Annotated in this window: 15 protein-coding genes; 14 read left to right on the top strand and 1 reads right to left on the bottom strand. The window is 56.8% G+C overall.

Annotation, left to right across the window (positions count from 1 at the left end; genetic code table 11):
- Position 1: 1 nt before the first annotated feature.
- On the bottom strand, positions 2-703 hold the full coding sequence (locus tag ACFSO0_RS00775; protein WP_376874897.1) for a response regulator transcription factor: 702 nt from the start codon (positions 701-703) through the stop codon (positions 2-4).
- A 178-nt stretch (positions 704-881) separates the two neighbouring features.
- Between ACFSO0_RS00775 and ACFSO0_RS00770 the strand changes: the two genes are divergently transcribed.
- The 14 genes from ACFSO0_RS00770 (at position 882) to pruA (ending at position 20,095) form a co-directional block, all read left to right on the top strand.
- Positions 882-1,940, top strand: a complete 1,059-nt coding sequence (locus ACFSO0_RS00770) for a DUF3048 domain-containing protein (RefSeq protein ID WP_376874894.1) — start codon at positions 882-884, stop codon at positions 1,938-1,940.
- 126 nt (positions 1,941-2,066) lie between these two features.
- The gene (locus ACFSO0_RS00765) at positions 2,067-2,357 is read left to right on the top strand and encodes a YerC/YecD family TrpR-related protein (RefSeq protein WP_023556537.1); all 291 of its coding nucleotides are present in this window, start codon (positions 2,067-2,069) and stop codon (positions 2,355-2,357) included.
- Between the two features lie 18 nt (positions 2,358-2,375).
- On the top strand, positions 2,376-3,062 hold the full coding sequence (gene pcrB / locus ACFSO0_RS00760) for a heptaprenylglyceryl phosphate synthase (RefSeq protein ID WP_376874889.1): 687 nt from the start codon (positions 2,376-2,378) through the stop codon (positions 3,060-3,062).
- A 206-nt stretch (positions 3,063-3,268) separates the two neighbouring features.
- On the top strand, positions 3,269-4,888 hold the full coding sequence (locus tag ACFSO0_RS00755) for a response regulator (protein WP_376874886.1): 1,620 nt from the start codon (positions 3,269-3,271) through the stop codon (positions 4,886-4,888).
- Complete coding sequence (locus ACFSO0_RS00750) at positions 4,885-6,651, top strand: sensor histidine kinase (protein WP_376874883.1); 1,767 nt, start codon at positions 4,885-4,887, stop codon at positions 6,649-6,651. The genes ACFSO0_RS00755 and ACFSO0_RS00750 overlap by 4 nt, the downstream gene beginning before the upstream one ends.
- A gap of 4 nt (positions 6,652-6,655) precedes the next feature.
- Positions 6,656-7,633 carry a substrate-binding domain-containing protein gene (locus ACFSO0_RS00745; RefSeq protein ID WP_376874880.1) on the top strand — a complete coding sequence of 326 codons (978 nt, stop codon included), beginning with the start codon at positions 6,656-6,658 and terminating at the stop codon, positions 7,631-7,633.
- 121 nt (positions 7,634-7,754) lie between these two features.
- Positions 7,755-8,834, top strand: coding sequence for a galactose ABC transporter substrate-binding protein (locus tag ACFSO0_RS00740; protein ID WP_376874877.1), 1,080 nt, complete (start codon positions 7,755-7,757; stop codon positions 8,832-8,834).
- A 164-nt stretch (positions 8,835-8,998) separates the two neighbouring features.
- Positions 8,999-10,516, top strand: a complete 1,518-nt coding sequence (locus ACFSO0_RS00735; RefSeq protein WP_376874874.1) for a sugar ABC transporter ATP-binding protein — start codon at positions 8,999-9,001, stop codon at positions 10,514-10,516.
- Positions 10,517-10,535: 19 nt separating this feature from the next.
- Positions 10,536-11,555, top strand: a complete 1,020-nt coding sequence (gene mglC / locus ACFSO0_RS00730) for a galactose/methyl galactoside ABC transporter permease MglC (protein WP_376874871.1) — start codon at positions 10,536-10,538, stop codon at positions 11,553-11,555.
- A 252-nt stretch (positions 11,556-11,807) separates the two neighbouring features.
- Positions 11,808-14,138 (top strand): DNA helicase PcrA, encoded by a 2,331-nt coding sequence (gene pcrA, locus ACFSO0_RS00725; protein ID WP_376874868.1) that lies wholly within the window; start codon positions 11,808-11,810, stop codon positions 14,136-14,138.
- Positions 14,139-14,170: 32 nt separating this feature from the next.
- On the top strand, positions 14,171-16,186 hold the full coding sequence (ligA, locus tag ACFSO0_RS00720) for an NAD-dependent DNA ligase LigA (protein ID WP_376875118.1): 2,016 nt from the start codon (positions 14,171-14,173) through the stop codon (positions 16,184-16,186).
- Between the two features lie 87 nt (positions 16,187-16,273).
- Positions 16,274-17,122, top strand: coding sequence for a WD40/YVTN/BNR-like repeat-containing protein (locus ACFSO0_RS00715; RefSeq protein WP_376874865.1), 849 nt, complete (start codon positions 16,274-16,276; stop codon positions 17,120-17,122).
- Between the two features lie 47 nt (positions 17,123-17,169).
- The gene (locus ACFSO0_RS00710; protein ID WP_376874862.1) at positions 17,170-18,237 is read left to right on the top strand and encodes a CamS family sex pheromone protein; all 1,068 of its coding nucleotides are present in this window, start codon (positions 17,170-17,172) and stop codon (positions 18,235-18,237) included.
- Between the two features lie 310 nt (positions 18,238-18,547).
- On the top strand, positions 18,548-20,095 hold the full coding sequence (gene pruA, locus ACFSO0_RS00705) for an L-glutamate gamma-semialdehyde dehydrogenase (RefSeq protein ID WP_376874859.1): 1,548 nt from the start codon (positions 18,548-18,550) through the stop codon (positions 20,093-20,095).
- Positions 20,096-20,245: the final 150 nt, after the last annotated feature.

Below are 20,245 nucleotides of genomic sequence, written 5' to 3'. Positions count from 1 at the left end.
GTCATACGCGCGTCATCCGATAGCCGAAGCCGTACACCGTCTCGAGTGGAAACTTCGGCATTTTCTTGCGGATTCGTTTGACCAGATCATCAACAGCGCGGTCCGAGCCGATGTAGTCTTCCCCCCAGATGGAGGTGAGAATTTGCTCCCGGTTTAAGGCCAGCCCCTGATTGTGCAGCAGGTAGACGATCAGCTCGAATTCCTTGGTCGTCAGCTCGATCAGCTCGTCGCCTTCTTTTACCTGGCGGCCTTTTTCCGAGATCATGTACGGACCCACCTGGACCCAGTCCTGAAAGGTCTGCGGCTGAACGGGGACAGTGCCAGGTTTTTCGTACGTCCGCTGCAACAGCTTTTTCGCACGGATGACCAGCTCGCGCGGCAAAAACGGCTTGGCCAAATAGTCGTCGCTCCCGAGCTCCAGTCCGATGATCTTGTCGACATCCTGATCGCGCGCCGAGATGAAGATGATCGGCACGTTTGACTTTTCGCGGATGAGGCGGAGCAGCTCGTAGCCGTCGATATCCGGCATCATAATATCCAGAATCCAGAGGTGGGGCTGATGTGCCTCATCCAGATACGGCAGCACGTCGTTCCCGCTGGAAAATGCTTTGACTTGCAGTCCTGCGCTCTGCAAATACGATTGCAAAAGCTCCAAAAGGTTGGTTTCGTCGTCCACCAGATAGACGAGGTAAGGGGTAGTCATGATTCAATCCTCGCTTTGCATCTGTCTTGTATCGGTATTTTTATTGTAGCACAGGAAAAAACGGCGTGTGTGGCAGCCGCGTAAGAGAATCGTGGAAAACGTGTGGAAGGCAGGATTCCCGGACATGCTCACGAATGAGTAAGGAAAACATCCCGGATAAATGGAAAGGAGCGTTCCCATGAAAAGACGCATACAAACGTCTCTCGTACTGCTGTCCATGCTGCTGCTCACCGCATGCACTGGCCAGCCTGCAGAGACACAGCCCCAGCCGGCACCAGAGCCGCCCGCTCCGACTGTGCAGACACCTTCGCCTGTCGAACAGCCGCCCCAGTATCCTTACACAGCACCCTTGACCGGCCTCGGGAGCCAGGAACGCCTGGACAGCAAACGCCCCATCATGGTGATGATCAACAATGCCCCGCCTGCACGCCCGCAATCCGGGCTCAGCAAGGCGGATCTCGTATACGAAGTGCTGGCAGAAGGGGAAATGACGCGCTTCCTCGCGATTTTCCAGAGCCAGGAGCCCGAGGTGATCGGGCCGGTACGGAGCATACGCCCCTATTTTATCCAGATCGGAACGGGCTTTGACGCCGTACTCGTGCATGCCGGAGGGAGCCAGGAAGCGTTGGAGACGCTCGCCCGCTCCGACTACAGCCATCTCGACGAAATCCCGAACGGCCGCTACTTCTGGCGGGAGAGCTTCCGCAAAGCACCGCACAATCTGTACACCAAACCGGCGCTCGTAAAGCAAGCCATGCAGGATAAAAACATGCGGGCGACGGCAGAGGTGCCGCACTTTTTATTCCTGCCCGCAGATGCCGTCATCCGGGACGGGGAACCGGCGACCAGGATCGACCTGACCTTCCACTCCTTGAACAAGGCAGGCTTCGTCTACGATGACAAGGAAAAGAAATACATGCGCTACACGGCAGGCAAGCCCCATGTAGACCTTATCGACAACAAGCAGCTGTCGGCGACGAACGTGCTCGTCATCGCTGCCAAGCATCGCGTGCTGGACAGCGAAGGACGGCGCGCAGTAGATGTCGTCGGTCCGGGGGACGGCTATCTGTTCCAGCAGGGCAAAGCGCAAAAGGTCAAGTGGAAGCGTTCGGGCGGCGTCATTCGCGCGTACGCCGATGCGGCGCTGACGGAGGAGCTGCCGCTTCTGCCGGGAAATACATGGGTAGAGATTTTGCCGACTTCCCCGGGTCTGGCCCAATCGCTGAAATTCCAGTAGCTGTTTGATCCGCAAGAAAAGGTTGCAGACCACGCCTGTTTCTTCTAAGATATTTGATGGAGGCTTTAGTGCTGAAAAATTGTACAGTGAGAAACCGGAGGCCGACCAGATAACGGGGTGACTAACATGCAATTGGAAAAGCTGAAAGGCAAGGGAATCGAGCAACTTTTTGAAGCCGTTTTGTCTTTGGAAACCATAGAAGAATGCTATCAATTTTTTGACGACCTGTGCACGGTAAACGAAATGCAGTCGCTCGCTCAACGTCTGGAAGTAGCGCGCATGCTGCGCAAAGGCTTCACCTACAACCAGATCGAGGCCGAGACTGGAGCCAGTACCGCGACGATCTCCCGTGTGAAGCGCTGCCTCAATTACGGCAACGACGGGTATCAGATGGCGCTGGAGCGGATCGGCAAATAGAGTAGGAGGCAGGCAGCGTTGATTGACTATCGCAACTGGCGCCATACGTTTAAGCTGGACCCGGAGAAATCGATTGACGACCAGTCGCTGGAGGCAATTTGCGAGTCGGGCACAGACGCCATCATCGTCGGGGGCACATACGGTGTCACGTTTGACAACACACTGGAGCTGATGTCCCGCATTCGCCGCTATGCCGTTCCGGCCGTCCTGGAAATTTCCTCGCTCGATGCTGTGGTGCCGGGCTTTGATTCGTATTTGATCCCGCTCGTCCTCAATGCGGGCAATCCCGAGTGGATTTTTACCCCCCACGTATCGGGACTGAAGGCGTACGGCTCGTACATCCATTGGGACGACATTCTTACGGAAGGCTACCTGATCGCCAACCCCGAAGCGGGGGTCGCCCGGTTGACCGAGGCGCGTCCCGTCGAGAGCGCCGCAGAGGCCAAAGCGTACGCTCAGGTGGCGACGAAAATTTGCCGCCTTCCGATTGTGTACGTGGAGTACAGCGGTACATACGGCGATCCGGACATCGTCCGCGCCTGCCGAGTCGGCGCAGACGAGGCGCATCTCTTTTACGGCGGCGGCATCCGCACCCCACAGCAGGCTGCTGAAATGGCCGCCATCGCCGACACGGTCGTCGTGGGCAACGTGATCTACGATGATTTGCAGGCAGCTTTGGCTACTGTAAAGGCTGTGAAAGGGTAACGGCATCGCACGGCATACGGAAAAATTGTAACAAGCAGGCAAAAAGGAGACCGTTTGGGGCGGTCTCCTTTTCCTTTCACCCGGCATCCAGAGCCGGACGGCCAGCTCCGGGGCAGTCGCCCAGGGCCGCGCTCGGCCGTGACATGACCCGGCAAGCAGGAGTTCTTGCCGCCCTCGTTGTACATGTACATCAGCGGGGGGTGCCTATGTACAAATTGATTTTGGTAGACGACGAAGAAGATGTAAGAGAAGGGGTCAGTCAGGAGATTGACTGGCACGCCTACGGATTTGAAGTGCTGGCAAAGGCCGAGAACGGCAAAGAGGCGCTCGATCTCGTGGAGCGTTTGCGGCCGGATGTGGTTGTGACCGATATCCGGATGCCGTTTATGGACGGCTTGCAGCTGGCGGAAGCTGTGCGCAGTCAGTTTCCCGCGACCCGCATTATCATTCTCACAGGTTTTGACGAGTTTGAATACGCCCAGAAGGCAGTCAAGCTCTACATTGACGAATACGTGCTCAAGCCGTTTTCCGCCGTCGAGCTGATCGACGCGCTGGTCAAAGTGAAGAAGCGGATGGACGAGGAAGCGGCCCACCGGGAGAACAACCAGTTGCTGCGGGAGCGCTACCGAAACAGCTTGCCGGTATTGCGGGAAGTGTTTTTGTCCTCGCTGCTAACTCGCCAGCTGACGCGCGAGGCCATTTGGGCAAAGGCGGCGGAATACGGGGTGGCGCTGGAGGGCAGCGAATTTCTCGTGGCGGTCATCTCGCTCGACCTGAAGAAGAAAGAGCAGGCGGAGATTCTCCTGTTCGCCGTGAAAAACATCGCCGAAGAGCAGCTCCAGCTCGGAGCGTATGCGGGGCTCGTCTTTTTGCACAACGATCTGGTCGTGCTGCTTCTGCGCAAGGAAGCGGGCGAACAAGCCCGGCTGGAGCACATCATGCAAGGGCTGGCAGAGGAAATCCGGCGCACGGTCGAAAAATATTTGAGCGTGACCGTGACGGTCGGGGTCGGAACGGTCGTCCCCGATGTGACGCAGCTGTCCTATTCGTACGAGGACGCCGGCCTTGCGCTCGATTACCGCGGAATTCTCGGCAACAACCGGCTCATTTTTATCGATGACGTCGAATCGCAGCCGCGAGCCAGCGTGCGCTTCGATGAACGCAAGGAGCACGATCTGGTCCGCTGCATCAAAATGGGGACGGTGACCGAGCTGCACGAGGTGGTCGACGAACTGTTTGCCGACGTCATCGAAGGGAAGGTCTCGATTCACGACTACCGCATTTATTTGCTCGAGATCATGACGACGATTCTGAAAACCGCCCAGCGCGCCGAACTGGATATGGACCGGCTGATTGGCGGACAGACGCATCTGCTTGCGGAAATCACGACGTTTACGAGCGTGCAGGAGGCGAAAAGCCGGATCATCGACATATGCCGGAAAATCATGAACAGCATCGCCAGCGGGCGCAACAGTACGTACAAGCGGCTCGTCGACCAGGCGCTCGCCTACACGCACCAGCATTACCAGTCACCGGATATTTCCATCCACAAGGTGTGCGCCGAGCTGCATATCAGCCCCGGCTATTTCAGCAGCATTTTCAAGCGGGAGACCAAGATGACCTTCGTGACCTATCTTTTGCAGCTGCGCATGGAAAAGGCAAAGGAGCTGCTGCTCACGACCGATCTGAAGACCTTCGAGATCGCCGAGCGGGTTGGCTATTCGGACGCCAATTACTTCAGCTTCTGCTTCCGCAAGCACGTCGGGCTGTCGGCCAAAGAATACCGCAGCAGCAACGGAAAGAGCGGAAATGAGGAAGCGCGATGAAAAGGCTTCTATCCGGCGTAATCGATGCGATCAAGGCCAAGAGTATCCAGTTTATCATCACGACATCTTTCACTCTCGTCACGGTGCTCGTGGTGCTGTTTGTCGGCGTGATGCTGTACAGCAAATTTACAGAGACGGCGGAGCAAAACGCCTACCTGAATACGCAGCAAATTCTCGAGCAGGTCAAATACAATCTGGACAGCTATTTGAACGGAACAACGCAAATTTTCGAGCTGGTGGACGACAAGATCAGGCGCAGCCAGGGCATAGCCTCGGAGAAGCTGGCCGAGCAGTTGGAAGCCATCGTGGAGACGCGCAAGGACATCGTCTCGATCGCCGTGTTCAGCCGCAAAGGCGAGCTGCTGCTTGGGACGCCCGCCAAGCCGATGCGCAAAAACAGCGAGCTGACGGAGCAGAGCTGGTTTCAGTCGGCCGTCGACGATCCGAACAACCTGTCCTTTTCCTTGCCGCACATCCAAAACCTGTTCAAGGGCGAGTACACCTGGGTCGTCTCCATGAGCAGGGGCATCACGATCAAGGGAGACAGGGGAGACATCCCCGCCGTGCTTTTGGTCGACGTGAACTTCAAGGAGATCGACGACCTGTGCCAGCGGGTCGGGCTGGGCAAAAAGGGGTACGTCTACATCATCGACCTGGTCGGCAACATCGTGTACCATCCGCAGCAGCAGCTTATTTTCGTAGGCTTGAAGAACGAAAATCGCTCGCTGCCGCTGCGCTATGCCTACGGCAGCTACGTGGACGAGTCCGGGGGAGAGAAGCGCCTGATTACGATCAGGACCGTCGATCAGCTGGGCTGGAAAATCATCGGCGTCTCCTACATGGACGAGATCGCGACGACGAAAAGCGAGATCAGCCGCTTTTTGATCTGGCTGCTGTGCTTTGTGTTCGTCATCGTGCTGTTTTTGCTCTCCTACATTTCTGCGAAAATCTCGCGGCCGATCAAGATGCTCGAGCGGTCGATGGAACGGGTAGAGCAAGGCGACTTCACCGTCAACGAGCCGATCCGCGGGTGCCATGAGGTCGAGCAGCTGTCTGCGCGTTTTCACCTGATGATGGCCAAGGTCCGGGAGCTGATGAACCAGATCATCCAGGAGCAGGAGGCCAAGCGCAAAAGCGAGCTGGAGGTGCTGCAGGCGCAGATTCACCCGCATTTTTTGTACAATACGCTAAACTCCGTCGTGCGCATGGTCGGCATCGGGAAAAACGAAGACGTCATCACGACGATTACCTCCCTGTCCAAGCTGTTCCGCATCAGCCTGAGCCGTGGCAAGAGCATTATCACCGTGCAGGAGGAGATCGAGCACGTCAGGAACTATCTGATCATTCAAAAAATGCGTTATAAGCAAAAGTTCGAGTACGAGATCGAAGCCCGGGAGGATGTGCTCGCCTGCAAAACGTTGAAGCTGCTCCTGCAGCCGATCGTGGAAAACGCGATCTACCACGGCATCGAGCAAATGGCGGACCCGGGGCACATCCGCATATCCGCCTCCCTGTGCGAAGGCAAGCTGCTCTTTGCGGTCCAGGACAACGGCCTTGGGATGCCGCCGCATGTGCGCGAGCAGGTGCTGGCGGGCGGGTATAAAAGCGAGGGTGGTTCAGGGGTAGGCATTCAAAACGTAAACGAGCGCATCCGCTTGACCTTCGGCGATGAGTACGGACTCGAGATCGAGAGCGAGCTGGAGGTCGGGACGACAGTCAATGTATGGCTGCCGTACCTGTGCGATGACGGACAAGAGGGCTGACCATATGGGGACAATCAAACGTTATATCATATACCTGCTGTTGCTGGCGGCGACAGTCGTTGCCTTTACCTCCTGCGATTCCCGGCTGGACGAGGAGCATCCGGACCGGAAAAAGACCGTGGCGCTGATCGTGCGCATGAAGCATGGCGACTACTGGCGGACCGTGAAGCTGGGGGCGGAGATGGCGGCCAAAGAGTACGATCTCAACCTCAACTTTTACGCGCCGGATTACGAGGAAGACACGCAGAGTCAGATAGAGCTGGTCCGGCAGGCGGCGCTCGACGGTTACGACGCCCTGGTGGTGGCGCCTAGTGCAGACAGGGTGTTGCAGGAGGCAATGGCGCTGACCAATCCGCACGTCCCGATTATTACGCTCGACACAGAGGGGCAGCAGGCGGCCGTGAAGAGCAACATCGGCACCGACAATTACGATATGGGCAAAAAGGCGTGCGAAAAGATGGTCCAGCTGATCGGAAAAAGCGGACAGATCGCCTTGATGGGCACAGGCAGGAGCAGCGCGAATGCCCTGAGCCGGGAAAGGGGCGTGCGCGATGCGATCGCAGGCGAAAAGTACGTGGAGCTGGTGTCGGTCAGCTACGCCAAGCTGGACAAAAAGCTGGTCGGCGAGCTGACCCGCGACTTGTTCCAGCACAATCCCGAGATCAAGGGCATCATTGCACTGGATGCGAGCACGGCGATCGACGTGGCGGAAGAGATCGAGAAGATGGGCTTGCAGGAAAAGGTCAAGATCGTGGCGATCGACAACCCGCCAGAGGTGCTGGAATATTTGCAGGAAGGGGTCATTTCCGCGACGATCATCCAGAAGCCGTTTTCCATGGGCTACCTGGGTGTCAAATACGCGCTGGACGCAAGCGAAGGGCGTCCGGTGCCGAGCCGGGTGGATACGGGCACGAAAGTCATCGACCGGGGGAACATGTTCTGGTCGGAAAACCAGAAGCTTCTGTTTCCTTTCGTCAAATAACCAGGAAAAACTGATGAGAATTTTCATGAAAAAGTGCAGGATTTTCGATGGTATCCAGGGTAGAAACCGTTTACATTCTGTATATATATTGAACACATAGGGGATGAAGGGGGAAGTTTTCATGAGAAAGCTAGTTGCTAGTACGCTGGTCGCGGCGGTGACACTCTCGGTAGTTGGTTGTTCCCAATCGTCAGGCGGTTCGCAGCCTGCATCCGGGGGAGAAGGAAATTCAGCTGCACCGGCTGCCCAGGCTCCGGCACCTTCCGAAGGCAATCCAAAAATCGGTGTTGCCATCTACAAGTTTGACGACACCTTTATGACAGGTGTGCGCAATGCCATTTCCAAAGCGGCGGAGGGCAAGGCCGAGGTGGATATCGTCGACAGCCAGAATGCCCAGCCTACGCAAAACGACAAGGTCGATCTGTTTATCAACAAAAAAGTAAGCGCTCTCGCCATCAACCCGGTAGACCGGACGGCAGCAGGGGTGATCATCGACAAGGCGAAGCAGGCGAACATTCCGGTCGTCTTCTTCAACCGCGAGCCGATGCCTGAGGATATGCAGAAATGGGACAAGGTGTACTACGTGGGAGCGAAGGCGGAAGAGTCCGGCACGATCTCTGGCCAGCTGCTGGTTGACTACTGGAAGTCTCATCCGGAAGCGGACAAAAACAAGGACGGCGTATTGCAGTACGTCATGCTGAAAGGCGAGCCCGGACACCAGGATGCGGAGCTGCGGACGAAGTACTCCGTCAAGGCGATCGAGGACGCAGGCATCAAGGTGGAGAAAGTGGCGGAAGATACGGCGATGTGGGACCGCGTGAAAGGGCAGGAAAAAATGGCGGCGTTCCTCGCGGCAGCAGGTGACAAGATCGAAGCTGTGCTGGCCAACAATGACGACATGGCGCTGGGCGCGATCGAAGCGCTGAAGGCAGCCGGATATTTCACAAACGGCAAGTACATGCCAGTCGTCGGCGTAGATGCTACGGCTCCGGCACTCAAGGAGCTGGAGGCAGGCACGCTGCTCGGAACCGTGCTCAACGATGCGAACAACCAGGGCAAGGCGACGCTGAACATTGCGGTAGCCTTGGCAAAAGGCGAAACGCCGAGCAAGGAAACGACAGGTTTCGATATTACTGACGGCAAGTACGTTTGGGTGCCGTACAAAAAAATCACCAAAGAAAACATAAACGACGCGAAATAGAGCTTTCAGCTGGCAGCAGGGAACGAGAAAAAGCGAGAGAGTCGGTTGATGAAAGGAATCGATCTGTCTCTCTTGCTTTTTCCTGCTTACAGGGCCGCACCCGCATCCTGCCGGAGTGAGGAGGCTTTGAGGGTTCGACTTTTCGTAAGCGAGGAGGCATCGGCATGGTTCAAAGCGCTTATTTGCTAGAGATGAACAATATATCCAAAGAATTTCCCGGCGTGAAGGCACTCGACAACGTCACGTTAAAAGTGCGGCCAGGAACGGTGCACGCCTTGATGGGAGAAAACGGGGCAGGCAAGTCTACCTTGATGAAATGCCTGTTTGGCATCTACAAGCCGGACGGCGGCGAAATCAAGCTCAACGGCGAGCGCGTGACGCTGAACAACTCCAAGGAAGCGCTGCTGCACGGCATCTCCATGATCCATCAGGAGCTGCATCCCGTTCCGTTTCGCAATGTGATGGAAAACATCTGGCTCGGCCGGTTTCCCGTCAAAAAGATTGGTCCTTTTCCGTTTGTGGATGAAAAGAAAATGGCAAGCGATACGAAAAAGCTGTTTGCCGATCTGGGGATGGACCTTGATCCGCATGAAATCGTGCGCAATCTCTCGGTATCCAAGGTGCAGTCGATCGAGATCGCCAAGGCTGTCTCGTATCAATCCAAGGTCATTGTGATGGACGAACCTACTTCCTCGCTGACCGGCAACGAAGTGGAGCAGTTGTTCACCATCATCCACGAACTGAAGAGCAGGGGCGTCGCTATCATCTACATTTCGCACAAAATGGAAGAAATATTGCGAATTTCCGATGACGTGACCATCATGCGCGACGGCAAGCTGATCGGCACCTGGCGTGCGGCCGAGCTGACGACCGATCTGATCATCTCGAGAATGGTCGGACGCGATCTGACGCAGCGGTACCCGCAACGGAGCAATACGCCCGGTGATGTATTGCTAAAGGTCGAGGGTCTGACGTCGGCATTCGCCAATTCGTTCCGCGACGTCTCCTTTGAACTGCGCAAAGGGGAAATTCTCGGCGTCGGCGGGCTGGTCGGGGCACAGCGGACAGAGTTGATCGAGGCGTTGTTCGGACTGCGCTCGATCAGCGCGGGAAAAGTGTACTTGCACGGCAAGGAAGTGCGAATCCGTTCGCCAAGGGAGGCCAAAAATCACAAAATGGCCTTGCTGACAGAGGAGCGCCGGGTGACCGGTATCATCCCCGTGTTGTCCGTTCTGGAAAACACTGTCATTGCCAACCAGGCCAAGTACGAGACCCGCTATTTTCTGCTCGACGAACGCAAACGGCGGGAGGACGTCAGCCAGAGCATCGAGAAGCTCCGGGTAAAGACGCCGTCGATGAAGGCGCTGATCAAAAACCTGTCCGGCGGCAACCAGCAAAAAGTGCTGCTCGCCAGATGGCTTTTGACCGAGCCGGATATTTTGCTGCTTGACGAACCGACCCGCGGCGTAGACGTCGGGGCCAAGTACGAGATTTATACCATCATTGCAGACCTCGCCAAACAAGGCAAAAGCATTATCATGATTTCTTCCGAGATGCCGGAGCTGCTCGGGATGTCTGATCGCATCATGGTCATGAGCAACGGACAGCTCTCGGGGGTTGTCGATGGAGCGGAAGCGACCGAAGAAGAAATCATGAGACTGGCTACCATGCATTTGGGATGACCACAGAGGGAGGACTCATATGAATGCTACAACACAAAAGAAAATACAGAGCTTTGTGACACAGAATGCCATCTACATCGTTCTGGTCGTACTCATCGCGGGAATTGCCATCTACGACACCCATTTTCTCTCGATTACGACGCTGCGGGATATTTTGCTGCAGTCGTCGACGCGGGCAATCATCGCTTTGGGAGCGGCATTTGTTCTGATTACAGGAGGAACAGACCTGTCTGCGGGGCGCGTCGTCGGGTTGACGGCCGTCATCTCGGCCTCCCTGCTGCAGGACCAGAATTACCCGCGCCGCTTCTTCCCGGATCTGCCGGATCTGCCGCTGCTCGTGCCGATTCTGATTGCCATCGCGGCTGGTCTGGTCGTCGGGCTCATCAACGGAATCATCGTCTCTCGCTTCAGCGTTCCCCCGTTCATCGCCACGTTGGGTACGATGGTTATCGTCTACGGGGTGAACTCCATCTACTTTGACATGGAGCCGAACCAGTCCCAGCCGATCGGCGGGCTGCGCCAGGACTTCGGGCATCTGGGCACCGGCTTTGTCGGCCCGAGCGGCCCGTATTCGATTCCGTACATCGTCATCATCGCGATCGTCGTCGCCTTGCTCGTCTGGGTCGTCTTCAACAAGACGCGGCTCGGCAAAAACATGTACGCCATCGGCGGCAACATTCAGGCGGCGACGGTGTCGGGCATCAACGTAGGGTTGAATCTGATCATCATCTACGCCATCGCTGGCGGCCTCTACGGTCTGGGCGGTGTGCTGGAGGCGGCGCGCACGGGCGGCGCGACCAACAACTACGGTAACATGTACGAGCTGGACGCCATCGCGGCGTGCGTGGTGGGCGGCGTGTCCACCTCGGGCGGGATCGGTACCGTTCCCGGCGTCCTGGCAGGTGTCCTCATCTTTGGGGTCATCAACTACGGTCTGACGTTCATCGGCGTCAATCCGTACTGGCAGCTGATTATCAAAGGTCTGATCATCGTGGCGGCCGTCGCTTTTGACATCCGCAAATATTTGGCGAAAAAATAACGTTACCAGCCCCTGATCTGTCCGCTCTGGCGGAGTCGGGGGCATTTTCGCGTTGGCAGGCAGCCCGTGCAGGAAGACAGCGCGATGATTGCAGGAGCCTCTGCTGCAGGCAAGTCCATCTGATGCGGACGGACAAAAACTCGGAAGGATGATGTTTCCTGTTTCTGATCCTAACTGGCACTCGAGCCCAATCTGTGCGAAAATAGGAACATATGCTTTCGTCTAGGAACGTGGAAAGGTGGACTTTTACCTATGTCTTCTGTCGATCGAATTATTGCGGGTTTGAACCCGGAGCAGCGGGAAGCTGTCTTGACCACAGAGGGGCCCGTATTGATTCTGGCCGGGGCGGGCAGTGGCAAGACCAAGGTGCTCACCCAGCGCATCGCGTATCTCATCAGTGTCAAACAGGTAGCGCCATGGAACATTTTGGCGATTACATTTACGAATAAAGCCGCTCGGGAAATGCAAAACCGCGTGGCAGGCATCATCGGGGGAACGGCAGCGCAGGATGCCTGGCTGTCGACCTTCCACTCCTTGTGCGTGCGCATATTGCGGCGGGATATTGACCGGCTGGGGATCAGCCGCAGCTTTTCCATTCTCGATGCGGGAGATCAGCTGTCTGTCGTGAAGCAATGCCAAAAGGAACTGAACATCGATCCGAAGCAGTACGATCCGCGCTCCATTTTGGCGGCGATCAGTTCGGCGAAAAACGAGCTGACAGATCCGGCGACATTTGCCCGGCTGGCGGGAGACCCGTTTTCGCAGGTGGCGGCGAAGGTGTACGAGGCGTACCAGAAAAAGCTGAAAAGCAACCAGTCGCTGGACTTCGACGACCTGATCATGACAACGGTTCGCCTGTTCAAAGAAGTGCCGGAAGTGTTGGAGTTTTACCAGAAAAAATTCCGCTACATCCACGTAGACGAGTATCAGGATACGAACCGTGCCCAGTATTTGCTCATCTCCATGCTGGCAGAGAAGTATCGCAACGTCTGCTGCGTGGGGGACGCCGATCAGAGCATTTACAAGTGGCGGGGTGCAGATATTTCCATCATCCTGAACTTTGAAAAAGACTATCCCGAAGCGAAAATGATCAAACTGGAGCAAAACTACCGTTCCACCAAAACGATCCTGCAGGCAGCCAACCAGGTCATTGCCAACAACAAGCTGCGCAAGGAAAAGAAGCTGTGGACGGAGAACCCGGGCGGAGAGAAGATCACCTGCTTCCAGGGCGATTCGGAGCACGATGAAGCGTACTTCATCGTCGACTCGATCCGCAGACAGATGCCCCAGTACAGGCGTTACGACAAATTCGCCGTCCTGTACCGGACGAACGCCCAGTCCCGCGTGGTGGAGGAAGTGTTCATCAAGTCGAACATTCCGTACACAATCGTGGGCGGCACCAAGTTCTACGACAGGAAAGAGATCAGGGACATTCTCGCTTATTTGCGCCTGATCTCCAACCCGGACGACGACATCAGCCTCACGCGCATCATCAATGTACCGAAGCGTAACATCGGTGACACGACTGTCGAGAAGCTGCAGGCGTACGCCAATGCCAACGGACAGTCGCTCTATCAGGCCATCCAGGAAGCCGGGTACATGGGCCTGCCTGCCCGCACGACCAATGCCATCCTGTCTTTCAACGACCTCATTACGAGCCTGATGCAGATGACCGACTACCTGAGCGTCACCGAGCTGGTAGAGGAAGTGCTCAAGCGCTCCGGCTACCGCGAGTCGCTGAAGGAAGACAAAACGCTGGAAGCGCAGGCGCGGCTGGAGAACATCGAGGAATTTCTGTCCGTCACCCAGGAGTTCGAGCGGAAAAACGAGGACAAGAGCCTGCTCGCGTTTTTGACCGATCTGGCGCTGGTAGCGGACATCGATTCGCTCGGGGAGGACGGGGCGCAGGAGGATACTTCCGCGGAAGGTCAGGTCGTCCTGATGACCTTGCACAGCGCGAAAGGTCTGGAGTTTCCGGTCGTCTATCTCGTCGGCATGGAGGAAGGCGTCTTTCCGCACAGCCGTGCGCTTTTTGACGAGTCGGAGATGGAGGAGGAGCGCCGCCTCGCCTACGTCGGGATCACCCGGGCCGAAGAACGGCTGTTTCTGACCTGCGCGCGGATGCGGACGCTGTTCGGGCGGACGAATGTCAACGCGCCTTCCCGCTTCCTGCAGGAAATACCGGCAGAGCTGCTCGAAGGAAGCACTGTGGCCGACAGGGACTACGGAGGCGGCGGATTCAGCAGCGGCGGATTCGCCCAGCGCGATGCGGGACGTTCCTTTGCAGGCGGCAATCAGGCGGGAGCGGCTCCACGGATGGGCATGGCCCAGCGCACGGCGGCGGCAGCAGGTTCGCCGTTTTCCCGTCCAGCAGCACAGGCTGGAGGCAAGCTGCCGGGACACGGCGCGGCAGCGGGCGTAGATTGGAAAGTGGGCGACCGCGTCAAGCACGGCAAGTGGGGCAACGGGACGGTCGTCAAAGTGAAAGGGACCGGCGACGACATGGAACTGGACATCGCTTTCCCGAGCCCGACCGGAATCAAGAAGCTGCTCGCGAAATTTGCACCGATTGAACGGGGATAAGCAACAGAATCGGAGGGTAAACGATGGACGAAATGGATCGACTGACGGCGGAAACAAAAATGGCGGAATTGACGAAACAAATTGAGCGCCACAATCGTCTTTACTACGAAGAAGATCGCCCTGAAATTACGGATCAGGAATACGATCAATTGGTGCGGGAATTGCTCGAGCTGGAAAGGCGCTTTCCGGAACTGGCCGCACCGGATTCCCCGACCCGGCGCGTAGGCGGGGAGCCGCTGCCTTTCTTTGAAAAGGTGGTACATAAGACGCCGATGCTAAGCCTGGGCAATGCCTTCAACGAGGAGGATCTGCGCGATTTTGACCGGCGCGTCCGCCAGATCGTAGGCAATCAGCAGGTGCGCTACGTGGGCGAATTGAAAATTGACGGGCTGGCTGTCTCGCTGCATTACGAAAACGGCGTATTCGTGCGCGGGGCCACGCGCGGCGACGGGACGATTGGCGAGGACATTACGCAAAATCTGCGGACGATTCGCTCCATTCCGCTGCGGCTGACCAGACCGCTGACTCTGGAAGTGCGCGGCGAGGCGTACATGTCGAAGGCGGCGTTTGAACGGCTCAACAAGGAGCGCGCAGAGCGGGGCGAGCCGCTTTTCGCCAATCCGCGCAACTCGGCGGCGGGCTCGCTCCGGCAGCTCGACCCGAAGATCGCGGCTTCCCGCCAGCTGGACACGTTTATTTACGGAATCGGCGAGCTGCAGGGGGAGACGGTCGAATCCCACAGCGAAGGGCTGGCACTGCTGGAAACACTGGGCTTTACGGTCAATCCGGAGCGCCGGGTGTTCGACAACATCGACGATCTGATCGCCTTCATCGCAGGCTGGACGGAGAAGCGCCCGAGCCTGCCGTACGAGATCGACGGCATGGTCGTCAAGGTAGACAGCTACGCGCAGCAGCAGGAGCTTGGCTTTACGGCGAAAAGTCCGCGCTGGGCAATCGCCTACAAGTTTCCGGCGGAAGAGGCGATCACGGTGCTGGAGGGCATCGAAGTGTCGGTAGGACGGACAGGAGCGGTCACGCCGACGGCTTTGCTCAGGCCGGTGAGCCTCGCGGGTACGACTGTCAAACGCGCTACTTTGCACAATGAGGACATCATTCGGGAAAAAGGGCTGCTCATCGGCGACCACGTCGTCGTGAAAAAGGCCGGGGACATCATTCCGGAAATTATCGCGGTGCTGCCGGAGCGGCGGACCGGCGACGAGAAGCCGTTTGCCATGCCGACCCATTGTCCGGAGTGCGGCAGCGAGCTGGTGCGGCTGGAGGACGAGGTGGCCTTGCGCTGCATCAATCCGATGTGTCCGGCGCTCATTCGCGAAGGGATGATCCACTTCGTTTCCCGAACCGCCATGAACATCGATGGCCTCGGCGAAAAAGTAGTGGCCCAGCTGTTCAACGAGGGGATCATCCACAGCGTCGCGGATCTCTACTACTTGCACGAGCAGCGCGATGTTCTGCTCGGCATGGAGCGGATGGGAGAGAAGTCCGTCGACAATCTGCTCGCGGCGATCGAGGCGAGCAAGCAAAACTCGCTGGAGCGCGTCCTGTTCGGTCTGGGGATTCGCCTGGTGGGAGCGAAGGCGGCGAAGGTAATCGCGGAGCACTTCGGCACGATGGATGCGATCATGCAGGCGAGTGAAGAAGATTTCACCCGAATCGACGAGATCGGTCCGAAGATGGCGGCGAGCCTCGTCAATTACTTCGCGCAGCCGCAGGCAAAGGCAGTCATCGAACGGTTGAAAGCGGCAGGCGTCAACATGGAGTACAAGGGTCTGCGGATCGAGGGCGGCGAAGATTTGCCGTTCGCGGGCAAGACGATTGTGCTCACGGGTACGCTGGCGCGTATGTCGCGGCAGGAAGCAGAAGAAGCAATCGCTCGTTTGGGCGGCAAAGTGACGGGCAGCGTAAGCAAAAAGACCGATCTGGTCATCGCGGGCGAGAAGGCAGGCTCCAAGCTGGAAAAAGCCGAAAAGCTGGGCGTTGCTGTGCTGGACGAGGCAGGCTTCCTGCAAATCCTGGAAGGCAACGGCTAATTCGAGCAACGCGAGGCGTCAGACGGGAAGAGCAAGGGAAGGGACGTGAAGAGCATGAAGAGATTCGTGCGATGGGGATTTGGAGCGATGGCACTGGTACTCTTGGCTGGCTGCGCTGACAGCGAGTCGAGCAAGCCGGCTCCGCCCTCCGTGACGGCAGCAGCTCTAAAGGGTGACCTGACCTATCAGGATGTGTTGGAAAAAGGAGAAACGGTGCACAATCTGGCCATGACGGCGGATGCGGAGCATGTCTGGGTCGGCACGCATGCAGGCTTGTACAGCTCGACCCCCGGCGGGCTGTGGAGCCTGCTGTCGCCCGAGCTGGAGCATCATGACATCGCAGGCTGGTTCGTGGACCCCGAAGACCCTCGTCAGATTTACGCTGCCGGCAGCGAGGGGGTCCTTTTCTCGCGCGACGGCGGCAAGCGGTGGACGTCCATCGGAAGCGGTTTGCCGTCTTCTGCAGATATTCGCAGCTTCGCCGGGATTCGCGAAGGTGAGCAGATCCGGCTGTTTGCCTTCGTATCGGGGGAAGGCATCTACCAATCCACGGACGGCGGGCAGAAGTGGAGCCTCTGGCAGCCGATGGATCAGGAAGTATTTTCGATGGACTTCGATCCGGAAGAAGAACGTCTCTATGTAGCGGCACAATTCAGCTTGCTCTATAATGATGACGGGGAATGGAAGACAGAGACCCTCCCTGGCGCCCAGCAGATTTACTCTCTTTCCATCGACCGGCGCACGGGCGTTTTGGCTGTCGCCACGGAGCAGGGAATCTATGAAAAAGTAAAGGGCGAGTGGCAGCTGCTGGATGCGCGTTCGCCTGAAAAACTGATTATGATCTCGGCTGGTGAAGGAGACACGAAATGGGTCGGAGTAGGGGAGTCCGCCCTGATCTACAAGCTGTCCGACAACCGCTGGGTCAAATGGAATTAACCTGTAAAAAAGTGGCTATCCACTTTTCAGCCGAAAAGGAGTAGCGTATGAATGCGAAGTTATTGACAGGATGCAGACTGATTACGACCTTGCTTCTCGTGATTGCAACATCGGGTTGCTCGCTTCTGCCGAAGAGCCAGGAGCCGGGACCAGAACTTGCGACCCCATCCTTGTCTCCGGTAGTGGAAGTTTCCGAAGATTACTATGGCAGTATTCCGCCTTACAAACCGAACCAGACGCGGGGCATGCTGAGCGACACCAAGTACCGCATTGATTTCAGTCATCTGGAGCTGGGCCTTATGGAATTCGCCCGCGACACGTTCCCGACCACCGATTATCTGTTCCAGGAAGGGCAGCAGATCAAGAAAGAACAGGTGTTGGAGTGGATCGCCCAGGAGAAGACGGGAGCGGCCAACGGGCAGAAGAAAAAAGGCATCCTCGTGCACGTGCTGGAGCACGATTACTTGAGCAAGGACAAGCAGCAGCTTGCGGGCATGGTGCTGGGGCTGTCGCTCTCCCCGGAATACCAGGATGCGACGGGCCAGGACAAAATGTATACGACGCAGGAATTGCAGGCAAAAGGCCAGCAGCTGGCAGCGCGCATCGTCCAGTCCGTGCGCGCGAGCAACCCGACGGTGCCGATGCTGATCCTGCTCTATCAGGTGCCGGAAGCCAATTCCTCTCTCGTCCCCGGACACTTCATCATGTCTGGTACGGTCAATGCCAACGAGGCAGCCGTATCCAAGTGGCAGCCGATTGACGAGGAGTTTTTCCTGTTCCCGAGCACCGACGTGGAGAGCAAGTACGCGCAGCAGTCCTTGCAGTACGACAAGCTGATGCGCCAGACGCAATCGTACTTTGGCGAGTACATCGGGATGACAGGCGTCGGCAGGTTTATGGGCGGCAAGCTGACAGAGCTGACCATTACCGCGACGGCCGAGTACGATTCCCGCACAGAGGTGCTGCAGTTTACGCAGTTCGCTGCGGCCAGCATCAACCAGCTTTTTGACAAGAACGTCCACGTCAATCTGTACGTGCAATCGATGAACAAGCCGCTGGCGATCTACATTCGCCCGGCAAATGGCGAACCGTACATGCATATTTATCGGCAGTAGGTCGAACAGAGGGGCTCTTTCACTTTCCAGGTGAGAGAGCCTTTTTGGATGAAATGGAAAGCTGCCGTGCACGAGCGAGCCGATGCAAGCGCGAGGTAATGGCCGCTGGCATTTTAGGGCGGACACATTTGTTCAAAAATGTACACGGATATACAGTTGTGTTGATTCGTGTCAGCGACTCTTGCCTGTTGATTTTCGAGAAAAAGACAAACACTATCGGAGTGTGAAGAAAGTCGTTTTTGTTGGTATGATCCTTGCATAGATAAAACGGCGAACGAAACATGGATGAAATCGATAAGGAGGCGTCACGATGCAAGTAGAATTCAAAAACGAGCCGTTTACCAATTTTAGCTTACCGGAAAATAAAAAGGCGTTTGAAGAAGCACTCGCAAAAGTAGAAAGCGAGCTGGGCCGCGAATACGACCTCATCATCGGCGGAGAGCGCATCAAAACCGAGAAGAAATCCAGCTCCATCAACCCTTCCAATAAAGAACAAGTCGTCGGTATCGTATCCCAGGCTGACCAGGCTCTGGCAGAAAAAGCGATTCAGGTAGCCGCAAGCACGTTTGAAACGTGGAAAAAAGTGCCGGGCACTGCGCGTTCCCGTTACCTGTACAAAGCGGCAGCGATCCTGCGCCGCCGCAAGCACGAATTCTCTGCATGGCTCGTGAAAGAAGCGGGCAAAAGCTGGGCAGAGGCGGACGCCGACACAGCGGAAGCAATCGACTTCATGGAGTATTACGCTCGTCAAATGGATAAGCTGTCTCAACGCCACGAGCTGACTCGCATTCCGGATGAAGACAACGAACTGTACTACGTTCCACTGGGCGTAGGGATCGTCATCCCGCCTTGGAACTTCCCGCTCGCGATCATGGTCGGCATGACGACAGCTGCGCTGGTTGCAGGTAACACCGTTGTTCTGAAACCTGCTTCCACGACTCCTGTCATCGCTGCGAAGTTCATGGAAATTCTCGAAGATGCTGGCGTACCTGCAGGTGTCGTCAACTTCGTGCCAGGCTCCGGCAGCGAGATCGGGGACTACCTCGTTGAGCACATCCAAACTCGTTTCATCAGCTTCACAGGCTCCCGCGACGTAGGTCTGCGCATCAACGAACTGGCAGCGAAGCATCGTCCAGGCCAAAAATGGATGAAGCGTCTGGTAGCAGAAATGGGCGGAAAAGACTCCATCATCGTAGACAACGACTGCGACATCGAACTGGCTGCACAAGCGATCGTCACGTCCGCTTTCGGCTTCTCCGGTCAAAAATGCTCCGCTTGCTCCCGCGCAATCGTACACCAGGACGTTTACGATCAAGTGCTGAGCCGCGTGGTGGAACTGACCAAAAACCTGACGGTAGGCGATATTCGCAGCAACGAATTCTACACTGGCCCAGTGGTTGACGAAAAAGCGTACAACAAAATTTTGGAGTACATCGAGATCGGAAAAACCGAAGGCAAACTGGTGGCAGGCGGCGAAAAAGGACCGGATTCCGGCTACTTCATCATGCCAACCGTCTTTGCAGATGTCGCTCCGAATGCGCGCATCATGCAGGAAGAAATCTTTGGCCCAGTCGTAGCGTTCTGCAAAGCCAACGATTTCGACCATGCACTGGAGATCGCAAACAACACCGAGTACGGCTTGACTGGCTCTGTCATCAGCCGCAACCGTGCGAACCTGGAGCGCGCGCGCGAAGAGTTCCACGTCGGCAACCTGTACTTCAACCGCAAGTGCACCGGGGCACTGGTGGGCGTGCATCCGTTCGGCGGCTTCAACATGTCCGGTACAGACTCCAAAGCGGGCGGTCCTGACTACCTCCTGCTGTTCACGCAAGCCAAACTGGTTTCCGAAAAACTGTAATACGCTTCCCGTTTCACAGAAGCTGCCTCCCTGCGAGGCGGCTTTTTTCTATTTCACTCGGCATCTGAGGGCTGGCAGAAGTGCGCAGGCATGCCCATTCCGTTTTCTTTGCCCGCGTTTTGTCCACACTAAGCGTAAAAGATGTAGGCA

This window comes from Brevibacillus sp. GCM10020057 (assembly GCF_042683565.1).
Classification (GTDB): Bacteria; Bacillota; Bacilli; order Brevibacillales; family Brevibacillaceae; genus Brevibacillus.
The sequence above is the reverse complement of the archived record's forward strand: the minus strand, read 5'-3'. Positions and strand labels throughout refer to the sequence as shown.